The sequence below is a fragment of the Caballeronia sp. M23-90 genome (genome assembly GCF_053574605.1).
This window is the reverse complement of sequence record NZ_JBSIPA010000152.1, coordinates 1-13,112: the sequence shown is the minus strand read 5'-3', so window position 1 is coordinate 13,112 and position 13,112 is coordinate 1. Positions and strand designations below refer to the sequence as shown.

Annotated in this window: 14 protein-coding genes and 1 tRNA gene; 9 read left to right on the top strand and 6 right to left on the bottom strand. The window is 60.2% G+C overall.

Annotation, left to right across the window (positions count from 1 at the left end; translation table 11 throughout):
* The 9 genes from ACRXB1_RS16590 to proX all read left to right on the top strand — a co-directional run.
* The coding region (locus ACRXB1_RS16590; RefSeq protein WP_449492591.1) for a PucR family transcriptional regulator at positions 1-380 on the top strand (380 nt) is incomplete at its 5' end.
* Positions 381-472: 92 nt separating this feature from the next.
* The gene (locus ACRXB1_RS16585; RefSeq protein ID WP_449492590.1) at positions 473-1,453 is read left to right on the top strand and encodes a flavin reductase; all 981 of its coding nucleotides are present in this window, start codon (positions 473-475) and stop codon (positions 1,451-1,453) included.
* A gap of 17 nt (positions 1,454-1,470) precedes the next feature.
* On the top strand, positions 1,471-2,982 hold the full coding sequence (locus ACRXB1_RS16580; RefSeq protein WP_449492589.1) for an aldehyde dehydrogenase: 1,512 nt from the start codon (positions 1,471-1,473) through the stop codon (positions 2,980-2,982).
* Positions 2,983-3,025: 43 nt separating this feature from the next.
* Positions 3,026-4,126 carry an LLM class flavin-dependent oxidoreductase gene (locus ACRXB1_RS16575; RefSeq protein ID WP_174365451.1) on the top strand — a complete coding sequence of 367 codons (1,101 nt, stop codon included), beginning with the start codon at positions 3,026-3,028 and terminating at the stop codon, positions 4,124-4,126.
* A gap of 3 nt (positions 4,127-4,129) precedes the next feature.
* A complete protein-coding gene (locus ACRXB1_RS16570; RefSeq protein ID WP_174365452.1) occupies positions 4,130-4,954 on the top strand; it encodes an alpha/beta fold hydrolase in 825 nt (274 codons plus the stop codon).
* Entirely contained in the window at positions 4,951-5,307 is a 357-nt protein-coding gene (locus ACRXB1_RS16565) for an NIPSNAP family protein (RefSeq protein WP_174365453.1), read from the top strand. The genes ACRXB1_RS16570 and ACRXB1_RS16565 overlap by 4 nt, the downstream gene beginning before the upstream one ends.
* Positions 5,304-6,497 carry a quaternary amine ABC transporter ATP-binding protein gene (locus ACRXB1_RS16560; RefSeq protein ID WP_449492588.1) on the top strand — a complete coding sequence of 398 codons (1,194 nt, stop codon included), beginning with the start codon at positions 5,304-5,306 and terminating at the stop codon, positions 6,495-6,497. The genes ACRXB1_RS16565 and ACRXB1_RS16560 overlap by 4 nt, the downstream gene beginning before the upstream one ends.
* A complete protein-coding gene (locus tag ACRXB1_RS16555) occupies positions 6,490-7,419 on the top strand; it encodes an ABC transporter permease (RefSeq protein WP_449492587.1) in 930 nt (309 codons plus the stop codon). Before ACRXB1_RS16560 ends, ACRXB1_RS16555 begins: the two co-directional genes overlap by 8 nt.
* Before the next feature lie 76 nt (positions 7,420-7,495).
* A complete protein-coding gene (gene proX, locus ACRXB1_RS16550; protein WP_449492586.1) occupies positions 7,496-8,533 on the top strand; it encodes a glycine betaine/L-proline ABC transporter substrate-binding protein ProX in 1,038 nt (345 codons plus the stop codon).
* A gap of 178 nt (positions 8,534-8,711) precedes the next feature.
* Here proX and ACRXB1_RS16545 read toward each other — a convergent pair whose 3' ends face one another.
* The 6 genes from ACRXB1_RS16545 to tolB form a co-directional block, all read right to left on the bottom strand.
* Positions 8,712-9,125, bottom strand: a complete 414-nt coding sequence (locus ACRXB1_RS16545) for an MBL fold metallo-hydrolase (protein WP_375508609.1) — start codon at positions 9,123-9,125, stop codon at positions 8,712-8,714.
* On the bottom strand, positions 9,080-9,571 hold the full coding sequence (locus tag ACRXB1_RS16540) for an MBL fold metallo-hydrolase (RefSeq protein ID WP_449492585.1): 492 nt from the start codon (positions 9,569-9,571) through the stop codon (positions 9,080-9,082). The genes ACRXB1_RS16545 and ACRXB1_RS16540 overlap by 46 nt, the downstream gene beginning before the upstream one ends.
* 415 nt (positions 9,572-9,986) lie before the next feature.
* Positions 9,987-10,062, bottom strand: a tRNA-Lys gene (locus ACRXB1_RS16535).
* Positions 10,063-10,254: 192 nt separating this feature from the next.
* The gene (ybgF, locus tag ACRXB1_RS16530; RefSeq protein ID WP_062167896.1) at positions 10,255-11,004 is read right to left on the bottom strand and encodes a tol-pal system protein YbgF; all 750 of its coding nucleotides are present in this window, start codon (positions 11,002-11,004) and stop codon (positions 10,255-10,257) included.
* Between the two features lie 27 nt (positions 11,005-11,031).
* The gene (pal, locus tag ACRXB1_RS16525; protein WP_047845194.1) at positions 11,032-11,538 is read right to left on the bottom strand and encodes a peptidoglycan-associated lipoprotein Pal; all 507 of its coding nucleotides are present in this window, start codon (positions 11,536-11,538) and stop codon (positions 11,032-11,034) included.
* Positions 11,539-11,582: 44 nt separating this feature from the next.
* On the bottom strand, positions 11,583-12,878 hold the full coding sequence (tolB, locus tag ACRXB1_RS16520; protein WP_174364884.1) for a Tol-Pal system beta propeller repeat protein TolB: 1,296 nt from the start codon (positions 12,876-12,878) through the stop codon (positions 11,583-11,585).
* Between the last annotated feature and the right edge of the window lie 234 nt (positions 12,879-13,112).

Here is a 13,112-nt window from a genome sequence, read left to right as displayed (position 1 = left end):
TCGGCGCGATGACCGTGCCCGACTTCGGGCCGCTGCCCATGCTGATGGGCGCAGCGGATTCGTCGGACGTACGGAGTTTTATCGATGGCGCGATTGGCCGCGTCATCGAGCACGATAAAAAGCACAACACGGCCTACCTCGACACGCTCGCGGCCTACGTGCGCGCGGGCTGCCGCAGCCAGCATTGCGCCGACGCCATGGGCCTTCACGTCACCACCCTCCGGTACCGCATGTCGCGTATATCGGACCTCTTCGGCATCGGGGTGGAGACGCCTGAACAGCGATTTTCGATCGAGCTTGCGTTGCAATTGCACAGCCTGATCGACAATAGCAATGCCTCCGCTGCGCGTCACGAATCGATCCCCCGAATGCGAGGGTAATTAACTGCGATCGTCCTTCGATCCAGCGGAAGAATCCTTTTTTTGCATGCCTTAACTTGTACCTCAACGTAACGACGTTCGAGGTGAAGTACATGCAAGCCGAAGTCTCAGATAAACCCGTCGCCGTCGATCCCGTGGCCTTGCGCCGGGCGTTCGGCACCTTCGTGACAGGCGTGACGGTCATCACCACGCGCGATTCCGATGGACGCCCGCGTGGCATGACGGCGAACTCGTTCACCTCTGTTTCGCTGGACCCGCCGCTTCTCCTCGTATGTGTAGGAAAGAGTGCATCGAGCGCACCGGTCTTCCGGGAGACCGACCACTTTGCTGTCAATCTGCTGCACGAAGCGCAGACGGATGTATCGAATCTCTTCGCCTCCAAATCCGCCGACAAGTTCGCGGCCGTCAGCCATGACGGCGTGCATACCGGCGCGCCGGTCTTGTCCGATTGTTTGACGTGGTTCGATTGCACGGTGCACGACCGCGTGGATGCGGGCGATCACACGATACTCATTGGCCGCGTCCAGGCGTTCGGCACGAGCCCTACAGCGCCGCTCGGCTTTTGCCGTGGCCGCTATGCGCAAGTAATGAACCCGTTGCCGCCGGGCTGGCTTTCGTCACACAACATGATCGTGGGTTATCTGATCGAAGCAGAAGGATCGTTGCTGCTCGCGAAGGACGGCAAGAACGGCTGGACGTTGCCGAGCGCGCCGCACCGGCTGGTGAATGGCCGTTTGCCGATATCGGGCGGCGGCGATCTTGAACTCCTTCCCGACGACACCTTTCTCTATTCCGTCTTCGATGCCGCCGGCAGCGACTCGGGGTACCTGATCTATCGCGCACGCCTGGCATTGCCGCGCGCGGCCTGTGAGATCCCCGAGAACTTCAGCTTCTTCCCGCTCGACCAGCTTCCCTACGACGACATTCCGACGCCCGAAATTCGCGGCATGTTGAAGCGCTATGTGCATGAAAGCGCCGGCGGCCGGTTCGGCATCTACATGGATTCACACGACGGCGGCCGCATTGCGATGGTCAGCGCCGCGCAGCCACGGCTGCAGCAACCGCAACTCTGAACTAGGACCAGGTACAGATGAAAACGACAGTCGAAAGTTTGCAGGGGTCCAGGCAAGACCTGTTCATCCACGGCGAGTTCGTGGCGCCGCGCAGCGGCCATTACGTGTCGAGCTACGACCCGACAACCGCCGAGCCCTGGTATCAATTCGCGCAGGCCAATGCCGACGATGTGGATGCCGCCGTGCGCTCTGCGCAAGCCGCATTGAAGAACCCGGCTTGGCGCCGCATCACGCAAACCGATCGCGGCAAGCTCGTGCGCCGTCTTGCCGAACTCGTGCTCGCCAACGCCGATGAACTCGCGCTGATCGAATGCCGCGACAACGGCAAGCTGATCAAGGAAATGCGCGCGCAGATGCGGGCGATCCCTGATTCATATCAGTACTTCGCCGGCATGGCCGACAAGTTGCAAGGCGACACGATTCCCGTCAACAAGCTCGACACGCTCAACTTCAACTTGCGTGAACCGATAGGTGTGGTCGGCATGATCATCCCCTGGAACTCGCCGCTGATGATGCTCACGGGCACGCTCGCGCCGTGTCTCGCGATCGGCAACACGGTGGTCGTGAAGCCTTCGGAACACGCGACAGCATCGACACTGGCGCTAGCCGAACTTGCGATCGAAGCGGGCATTCCGCCGGGCGTGTTCAACGTCGTGACCGGCGATGGCGTCACTACCGGCGACGCGCTCACGCGTCACCCGGGCGTCGCGAAGTTCGTCTTCACGGGCAGCACGATGACCGGCCGCAAGATCGCGGGCAATGCGGCGCAGAACCTGGTGCCGTGCCAGATGGAACTCGGCGGCAAGTCGCCACATGTGGTGTTCTCGGACGTGGATGTCGAGCGCGCGGTGAACGGCGTCGTGTCGGGCGTATTTGCGGCGGCTGGGCAGACATGCGTGGCGGGTTCGCGGTGCTTTGTCGAGGCGCCGATCTACGAACGCTTCGTGGATGCACTGGTCGAGCGTACGCGTCGCGTAAAAGTAGGCCACCCCATGGCCGACGATACCGACATCGGTCCCCTAGCGCTCGCCAGCCAGCTCGACAAGGTCGAAGGTTACGTTGCGTCCGGCGTGCATGAGGGCGCGAAGATCGCGGTCGGCGGACGCAAGCCGAAGGACTCGGCGTTATCGAAGGGATGGTATTTCGAGCCGACCGTCATGACGCAAGCGCGCAACGAAATGCGCTTCATGCAGGAAGAGATCTTCGGGCCAGTCGTGGGCGTGGTTCCGTTCAACACGGAAGAAGAGCTCATCGCGCTCGCCAACGATACCGAATACGGCCTCGCCTCCGGCATCTGGACGCAGAACATCGACCGTGCGTTGCGCTTTGCGCGTGACATTGAAGCGGGTACGGTCTGGATCAATACGTATCGGTCGGCCGCGTACATGTCAGCGAATGGCGGCACGAAGCGCAGCGGTTACGGACGTCGCGGCGGCTTCGAAGTAATGCGCGAATTCTCGCGCGTGAAGAACGTGGTGATCGATTACTCGGGCGCGATGCAAGACCCGTTCGTGATCCGCCTGCGCTGAGCGCGCGCCGCTGAGCCTCAAAAAATTCCAAAAGAGACCCATCATGAAATTTGCCATCTCACTGAGCATGGAGCGTTTTTCGCCGGAAGACTCCATGTCCACGGCCATGTCCAACATGCTGACGCTTGCCCGTATCGCCGATGAAGGCGGCTTCGAGACGCTCTGGACCGCCGAGCATCACACCATTGAATGCACGATCTCACCGAATCCGTTTTCGATCCTCACGTGGTTGTCGCAGCACACGCAGCGCATCCGGCTCGGCACGGCGACGCTGGTCGCGCCGTACTGGTCACCGATCCGCCTCGCTGGCGAAGCCGCCATGTGCGATCACCTGACCGGCGGCCGGCTTGAGTTCGGGATTGCGCGCGGCGCGTATCAGTACGAATTCGATCGCATGGCCGGCGGCATTCCACAGCAGGAGGGCGTGGCTTATCTGAAGGAGATCGTGCCGGCCGTGCAGAAGCTCTGGGCCGGCGACTACGCGCACGATGGCCACTACTGGAAGTTCCCGCTGGCGACATCGGTGCCGAAGCCACTGCAACAACCGCATCCGCCAGTCTGGGTCGCGACGCGCGATCCGGGCAGCTTCGACTGGGCTGTTAGCGTTGGCGCGAACATCTTGTCGACTCCGTTGTCCGCGCCGCCCGCGGAAGTCGCCGTGCTCGGCGAGAAATTCCGCAAGGCGGTCGCCGACCACCCCGAACGTCCGCGTCCGCGTTTCATGATGTTGCGGCGCACATGCGTCTACGATCGTCCGGATGACTGGCAAACCGCTGTGCGGCATAGCGTGGATTTCGGCCGCACGTTCGAGAATCTGATGCAGAACATTGGCACCGTCACCGATGGTTTTCCCGAGCCCGTTCCCTACGAAACGGTGTCGAACCGCGCGAACTACGATCCGGCGAATATTCGCGACAACCTGATGTTCGGCACCCCGGACGAAGTGATCCGCAAGCTGCAGATCTACGAAGACCAGGGCGTCGACCAGTTCTGTCTCGGCCTCTCGTTCAACTTGCCGTTCGAGCTGCAGAAAAAGACGCTGCGTCTTTTCATTGATGAAGTCATGCCGCATTTTGCCGCACGCGAACGTCAGCGCGAATTGCAACGCGAGCCAACGATCGCGGTTGCGGCGGCGGGAGCCTGAACCATGGCCGACGCGAGTATTTCAACAACGTTCGATGGCCGCGGCATCGCGCTGAATTACCGGCTCGAAGGCGAGGGTTCGCGTGCGTTGGTCTGCATCCACGGCGTGGGTTCGAACCTTGAAGCGTGGGAAGGTATCGTTGCCAGGCTGCGGGACACGTTCCGCATCCTCACGCTCGATCTGCGCGGGCATGGACGTTCGACGCTGGTGAAAGGGCGTTATGAAATCGATGACTTCGTGGGCGATGTCCTCGCGCTTGCCGATCACGTCGGCTTCGATCAATTCGATCTCGCGGGTTTCTCGCTCGGCGGCCTGATTGCGCAGCGCGTGGCGCTCACGCACCCGGAGCGGCTGAAGAAACTCGTGTTGTTATCGACGGTATCGGGACGTACTCCGCAAGAACGTGAGCGGGTCGCCGCGCGCCTTGCCGCGCTGCAATCCGGCGACCGTGGTTCGCATTACGACGCCTCGCTTTCGCGCTGGCTCACCGAAGGCTTCCAGCAGCGGAACCCCGAGCTTGTCGCACGCTTGCGGCAGCGTAACGCCGAGAACGATCCCGATTGTTATGCCGCTGCTTACCGCGTGCTGGCGCAGACGGATTTTGGCGGTTTCATCGATCAGATTGGTGTGCCGACGTTGATCGCGACCGGCGAAGAGGACCAGGGATCGAACCCGCGTATGGCGCAGTACATGCATCAGCGCATTCCGAACTCGCAACTCGAAATCCTGCCTGGCTTGCGTCATTCGATCCTGATCGAAGCACCAGAGGTGGTTGCCGCACTGATGCGCCGTTTTCTGGCGAGCGATGATCGGGAGGCGCGGCAATGATTGTCGAAGAGCGAATCTACCGGATCAGGAACGGCCGAATGGGCCGATACCTGCAGCTCGTGCGTGATGAAGGCCTCGCGATCCAGCAGCCCATCCTGGGCAACTTGATCGGCTACTTCACCACCGATATAGGACCGCTCAGCCAGGTCATTCACATGTGGGCTTATTCCGATCTCAACGACCGTGCACGCCGCCGTCAGCGACTCGCCAGCGACCCGAGATGGCAGGAATTCCTGCCGAGGCTGTCAGAGAACATCGAGCAGGCGGAAAACAGGATTCTCGTGCCGACCGACTTTTCACCGTTGCGGCATCTGCCCGTTTCCGCCGGCTCTTCAGAGGAGAAGATGCTATGACTGAGCGCTTGAAGATCGAGCACTTGTACAAGGTGTTCACGGACAAGCCCGATAAAGCGCTGGCAATGCTCAAGGCCGGCAAGAGCAAGTCCGAAGTGCAGGAAACGCTGGGTCACGTGGTCGGGCTCGACGACGTTTCGCTCTCCATTCCGTCCGGCGCAATGTACATGATCATGGGCTTGTCCGGCTCGGGCAAGTCGACGCTCGCGCGTTGCATCAATCGCCTGAACGAACCGAGTGCGGGCAAGATCCTGCTCGATGACCAGGACATCTGCACGCTCGACGAAGCCGGTCTTCGCGATGTTCGCCGCAAGCGTATATCGATGGTCTTCCAGCATTTCGCGCTGCTGCCGAATCGCCGTGTGATCGAGAACGTCGAGTTCGGATTGAAGCTGCGCGGCATGTCCGCCGCCGAGCGCCGCAAGCGCGCGGAAGAAGTGCTGAACGTGGTCGGCCTCGCACGCTGGGCTTATCACATGCCGCATGAACTCAGTGGCGGCATGCGTCAACGTGTGGGTCTCGCACGCGCGCTTGCGACCGATGCCGATGTCCTTATCATGGACGAAGCGTTCAGCGCGCTCGATCCGCTGATCCGCACCGAGATGCAGGACGAGTTGCTGCGCCTTCAGCGCACGTTGAACAAGACCATCCTGTTCATCACGCACGATTTCCAGGAAGCGCTGAAACTCGGCACGCGCATCGCGATCATGTCGGAGGGCAAGATGGTTCGCGAAGGCACGCCGCAATCCATCGTGCTCGAACCGGGCAGCGATTACGTCGCCGCATTCACGCGCGAAGTCGATCGCGGCAGATTGTTCGATGCCGGTTCGGTGATGACATCGCTCTCTGCAATCTTGCGCGGCCCGAACGGCATCCTCATGGGCGACGCCACCGGCCAGCCGGGCCCGGGCTTCATGCTCGACACGGACGAACGCATTCTCGGCACCGTGACTGCTTCGGAGATGGAACAGGCGCGCGGCGGCGGCACCATGCCCCGGCCCGACACGCGCTTCACGTGCGTGCCCGCGCACACCAAGCTCGTCGATGTCGCCGGCAGTTACCAACACGATATGAACGGCGGCCCTATCGGCGTGATCGATGACACCGGCCGCCTGATCGGCCGTCTGGAAGCAGGGCAGATCCTTGCCCGAATCGGCGCTGCAGGCGCCATGGGAGCACGTCATGTTTAAAGCCGACGATCTCGCGGTGCTGCCGATCGGCGATTGGATCCAGCACGGCGTCCAATGGGTCGCGCAGAACCTGCGGCCCATGTTTCTCCTCATCAAGTGGCCCGTCGAGCGCTTGCTGACCTTCAACGACACCGTGCTTCACGCCATCCCGTTCCCGCTGATGCTCGTGCTGATGTTCCTCCTCGCGTGGCGTCTCGCGAGCATGGGCGTGGCGATTTTCAGCGTGCTGGGGCTGGTCGTCATCGCGGCGATGGGCGTCTGGGCGCAAGCCATCACCACGCTCTCGCTGATTGCGACGGCCATTGTGTTCTGCGCGCTGATCGGCATACCCATCGGGATCTGGTGCGCGCGCAGCGACCGGGTGTGGCGCGTCGTGCGGCCCGTGCTCGACATCATGCAGACCACGCCGACGTTCGTGTATCTCGTACCTGTGGTGATGCTGTTTGGTGTCGGCACGGTGCCGGGCGAAGTCGCGGTAGTGACCACCGCGATGCCGCCTTTGATTCGCTTCACGCATCTCGGCATCCGCATGGTCGAGCATGAAATCGTGGAAGCGGGTCTCGCGTTTGGAGCCGACCGTCGCCAGCTTTTGTGGGAAGTGCAATTGCCGCTGGCGATCCCGACCATCCTCGGCGGCCTCAACCAGACCGTGCTCACCGCAATGGTCATGTCGGTTGTGATCGCGATGATTGGCGCCGAAGGCCTGGGGCTCGTCGTGTTGCAAGGGCTTGGCCGGCTCGATGTCGGACAGGCCGCGATTGGCGGTATCGCAATCGTGTTGCTCGCGATGATGCTCGACCGCATCACGCAGAAACTGGCGCAATCGAAGGGCGGGACGCGCAGCGCGCTGCTGCCGGTTCTGATGCGGTTTGTCCGTGGCGAGCGAGTGCCAAGGAACGCTGAAGCCAAGAAAGCTTTATGAATTTGAAGATCAGGCAAAACCCAGGCGCATCCGGCGCAGAGCCGGATGATCGAACGATCACGATAGAGGAAAATTGATGAGACCATTTGCATGGGCAGGAAGGGCACTCGCAGTTGCGGCGTTAGTGGGTTTGACATCGGCGAGCGTGGGTGCATTTGCCGATACGCTGCCGGGCGACGGCAAGACCATTCGCTACGCGCAAAGCGATAGCCTCGGCGGCAATTACGTCGCGGCCCAGATCGTGATGAAAGCGATGAAAGCGCTTGGCTACGACGTCAAACTCAGCACGATGAACACCACGCTGTTCTTCCAGGCCGCGGCGCAAGGCGACGTCGATCTTGCCACCGATGTCAATTTTCCCCAGCGTGAACCCGGCTTCAAGGCCGTGGAAAAGCAGGCGGAGATCGTGGGCGGGGGAATGATCGTGGGTGGCGGAATCAACGGTTATCTCATCGATAAAAAGACCGCGGTCGCCCACAACATCACGAGCCTGGAACAGATGAAGGACCCGAAGATCGCCGGGCTTTTCGGCAGCGACGGCAAGGCGGAACTCATCAGTTGCGATCCGGGCTGGAGTTGCGGCGACGTGGTCGATTACCAGATCGACAAATTCGGACTGAAGCAGACGGTGCACGCGGTGCGTGGGAAATACGAAGCCTTGATGGTCGATGCCGTCACACGCATCAAGGACGGCAAGCCGGCATTCTTCTATGCGTGGAATCCGTCATGGACCACAAACGCGCTGGTTCCGGGCAAGGACGTAGTCTGGCTGCCGACCCCAAGCGATGCGCTGCCGCCGAACGTGCCGAACAAGGCATCGGCGCTGGTGAACGGCGTGGAAGGGTGCGCGGGCGGGGCGAATCCATGCCGCATGGCAATGTCGTCGTGGAACTGGGGATCGGTGGGGAACAAAGAGTTTATCGCCGCGAACCCGGCGGTGAAGACGCTGATCGAGCAGATCAAATTTCCGGGCAAGACGTGGTCGGGATGGGAATACGCGATCAGCAAGAACGGTGGTTCATCGCCCTTGATCAACAAACTCGCCGATGAATGGCTGGCCGCGAATAAACCGCAGTTTGATCAGTGGGTGGCGGTGGCGAGCAAGGTGCATTGAGCCGAGTCTTGACCAAGCCGGAAGAGATGCGTGGCGGTCTGATCCGGTCGTGAGGGGCGGATCCCCGCTTGGTGTTTCCTGCGATCGGTGTCCCCCTGTGAAAGTGGTGTGTGAGTCCCAGAGAATCGAGGGGAGGTTTCTTCTCCGGCCCCTCCGATACAGGCAATGAACACCCCGGTCATTTTTGGGTGAGTTCCTGGTATGTCGTGTCAGTGAACGTCGGAAACCCTTTTTCGACGCCCGTCGGCGCCGGGTCGTTGAGGATTGCTTTCACTTCGTCCAGACTTTTGTTTTGCGCCACCATGCGCGCTATTTCAGCCCTTCGTTGCACTGCAGCCTGAAGGCGAGATTGCAGATCGTCGTGTTTAAGCGGCTCGCCGTGCCCGGAAATGTAAATGTCCGCATCCAGCGCGATCAGGGCCTGCATCGTCTTGATCCAGCCTAGCGAGGAGCCGTGTTTTGCGAGGTGTATGCCAGGGTACGGGCCGGAGCCAGGCGTCAGGATGTCCCCGGCAAACACGATTTTCTTTGCGGGTAAGTACACAATCAGGTCGCCATCTGTGTGGGCCGGCGCAATATGCAGAAAGTCCAATTGAACTCCGTCCACAACCAGGCTCTCGTTCTTTTCACGTTCTTCGTCGGCAAATAGTCCTTCAAGCCGGGAGGCGTTGGCGTTTTGTTCTCATTGGGGTTATCGAGCGCCGCTTGCATTTCCGCTCGCGTGTTGTCCTGGGCGATGACTTGCATTCCGCGCGGGTAAGCCGGCAACGCATTGACGTGGTCTGGATCGCTGTGCGTCAGGATCATGGTGTTCACCGGCAGCGGCGTGATCCCGGCGATGGCTTTGAGCACCTTGTTGGCGGCCGGCTCGAACATCTGTGCATCGATGACGATCACACCGGTGTCGCCTACGACAAAACCACTATTCGAAAAGCCTCCGGTCACGTAATAGACGTCATCGCGTACGGGTTCGACCTTCAATGGCTTGATGGCAGAGTAGACAGTCAGCGCTTTGGCAATTCCAGCTGGCGAGGACATACAGTAGTAGGCCAGGCCTGCCAGTTACAGGACAATGACGGCGACAAACGATACGACTTTACGAAGCATTTCATCAACTCTGGTTCAAGTGGCCGGAAAGGCATTATTCGGGTGCTGATCCTGGCCAAAAGCGCGACGTGTTCGATACGCTCTACTAAGTGTCAGAGGAGCGGAGGCGAAGAATTATCGATCATCGGCGTATCAGGACGCACGGTCAAGGGCGTGCAGTATAGCGAGCCGGCTTCGAACCATGCAGTTGATCCCGGTGGTGCGAACCCTTTTTTTACAGATATTCAGCCGGGCTCGTTTCGCAATTCAGCATGCGTTAATTTGCGAAATCGGCGCTCATGCAACCTCGGCGTTACCGCGCGTAAACGGAAAAAGGGCTCAGCTTTCGCTGAGCCCTTCTTGTCTTTGGTAGGCCGTACGGGATTCGAACCTGTGACCAACGGATTAAAAGTCCGCTGCTCTACCAGCTGAGCTAACGACCCAAAGAGCCGAAATTATAGTCACAGCGAGCACTAGTTGTCAACGGCGCGTAAAAATCCATCGCACGATGAAACAGACAAAAGAGGCAGAAAGACACGCAAAACTCAAAGAAAAAGCCCGTAGCACAACGCTACGGGCTTTCTCACGAGAGGCGCGAATCAGGGTCGAAAACAAATGCCAAACGACCCTGACGCTTACTTCACTTGCGACATCTTGCTTTCAGCCGACTGCGCGGCTTCGGTTCCACCATACTGCGAGATGATTTGTTCCAGCGTCTTCTTTGCAGCGGGTTTCTGACCCTGCTCGATCTGGTTGTTCGCGATTGCGAGCAGCGCGTCGGGCGCCCGCGGATGCGTCGGAAAATTCTTCACCAGATTCTGCCAGGTAGCGGTCGATGCCTTGTAATCGCGCAACGCATACTGCGCGTTGCCCAGCCAATACTGCGCGGTCGGCTGATACGGACTTTGCGGATACTTTGCCACGAACGTCTTGAACGACGCCGCCGCATTCTTGAAGTCACCGTTGCGAAACTGCGTCGATGCCGCATTGAACGAATCAGTCTCGCCGGGCTGCACCGTACCCTGCACGCCATCCACCGTCTGCTGCTGCGGCTCGAGCTTCTTCAACCGGCCATCGAGGTCGGCGTAGTAGTCTTTCTGCTGCTTCTGCAACGTGGTCAGCTGGTTGGCCAGATCCTCGTTCTGGCCACGAAGCGTCGCAACCTGCTGATTCAACTGGTCGAGACGGTTCTGCTGATCGAGGATAGTGCGCTGAGCCGAAGACAACTGGCTCGAAAGACCGTCCGTTTTCGTGCGCAAATCGAGCACGGCCTTGCGGGCTTCATTGTCGTCGAACAATGCTGCATGCGCCGATCCGCCGACCACGGCCGAGCCCAGCAAACAAGCAACTGCGACCGCGCGCAGCGAAGGGAAGCGATACAACATACGGCGAATCACCCGTGACTGGTTCTATTACTGTTGATAAGCGAGATCAGCGCGGCGGTTTTGCGCCCACGACGATTCGTCATGACCGGTAGCCTGCGGCTTTTCCTTGCCCAGACTCACGGCTTCCATTTGCGTGTCGGCCACACCCAGCAGCGACATTGCACGGCGCACAGCTTCAGCACGCTTCTGGCCCAGTGCCAGGTTGTACTCGCTCGTGCCGCGTTCGTCGGTGTTGCCCTGGATCAGGACGTGGCGATCCGGATGGCTCTTCAGATACTGTGCGTGTTGCTGCAGCAGCGGCTGGTAGTCGTCACGAACTGCGTAGCTGTCGAAGTCGAAGTAAATGCTGCGCTTCGCCAACGGGCTGTTCGGATCGTTCAGCGGATCGACGTTGACCTGTTGAACTGCGTTCGCGTCGGGTTGCGTGCCGATCGCGCCTTTGTTTGCACCTTCATCCAGCTTGACGCCTGAATGACATGCGGCCAATGCACCGACCATCGCCACTGCAAAGCCGATACGAATTTTAGACATCATGGTTACTCTCCTTGTGTGTTGCTGCTTGAGTTATTGCATTAGGTTTACTGCATGAACGGACCCCAGGACGGCTCGCGTACGCTGCCCCCCTGAAGCGACAAGACTTGCCGCGTACGACCATCGGTCGACACGGCTGCCAACACGCCACGCCCGTTCACCTGGGTGGCGTAGAGGATGTACTGACCATTCGCCGCGAAGCTGGGCGATTCGTCATGCGTGGTGTCGGTCAGTCCCGTTGCCGTACCGGACGCAAGGTCCAGCAGATACAACTTGAAACCGCCGCCAACGCGCGAAATGTACGCGACTTGCTTGCCGTCCGGGCTCACACGCGGGCTGGTGTTGTAGCTGCCCGTGAATGTGACGCGCTGTGCAGTGCCGGCGCTTTCGCCGTTCGCCGACATCTTGTAAATCTGGGGCGCGCCGCCTCGGTCGCTCGTGAAGTAAATCGAATTGCCATCGGGAGAGTAAGCCGGCTCGGTGTCAATCGAGCTGCCCGTCGTCAGGCGACGCAGACCGCTGCCGTCTGCGTTCACCTGGAAAATCTGCGTGTTGCCGGTCTGGGACAGGGCGACCGCGAGCTTGCGGCCGTCCGGCGACCATGCCGGTGCACTGTTATTGCCCTTCTGATTCGATACGATCACGCGTTTGCCTGTCGGCAAATCGTGAATGTAGACAACGGGCTTTTTCTTTTCGAACGAAACATACGCCACCTTGGTGCCGTCAGGCGACCAGGCCGGCGAGATGATCGGCTCGGGGCTGGAGAGCGCAATGCGTGCGTCCTGGCCGTCAGAGTCGGAAATCTGCAATTGATAACGGCCGCCGGTCTTGATCACGTAAGAAAGCCGCGTTGCGAACACGCCGCGCCCGCCCAGCAACTTCGCGTAGATGTAGTCGGCAACCTTGTGCGCGCTCATGCGCAAGCCGCTTTCCGGGCTCACGAGCGAGAGGCCGCCCAGGCTTTCCTGCTTGACCGTGTCATACAGGCGAAAGCGCACTTCGAACTGGCCGTTCGGCAGCTTGGTCACGCTGCCCGACACGAAGGCGTCCGCGCCCTTGGCTTTCCAGCTGCCAAGGTCGACGGAATCCGTTTCCGACACCGGCGTGCCGCCCGCATCGACATTCGTGAACTTGCCGCTGCGCTGCAAATCCTGGCGAATGATCGCGCTGACCTGCTGCGGCGAATTCGCTTCGTTGGCGAAAGTAGCGGTGGCGATAGGAAACTGAGTCGAACCCACGCCAGTCACGAGCACGTTGAGTTGCGCCTGCGCGGCGGACGTTCCCACAGCGATCAGGCAGGAGGCAACAAGCGTTTTCAGGCCAAGCTTCGTCATCAAACTCATGTATCTGATTCCAAAAAAGCAATATTTAAACTATTGACGGCTGCACAACAGACCGCCAATCGCACAATTCGTTCCCAATCTTCACACGATGGACGCCAGCATCACAAAAATAGTGGGCCGCGCAGCCCAAGTCCGATCAACCGCCCGCCGGGCGCAGGGTGATCGTAAAGGCGGAGGGCGCCTGACCGTTGGTATCGACGGGCATGGGGTCCGAGCGCTGAACCGCTCGCAGCA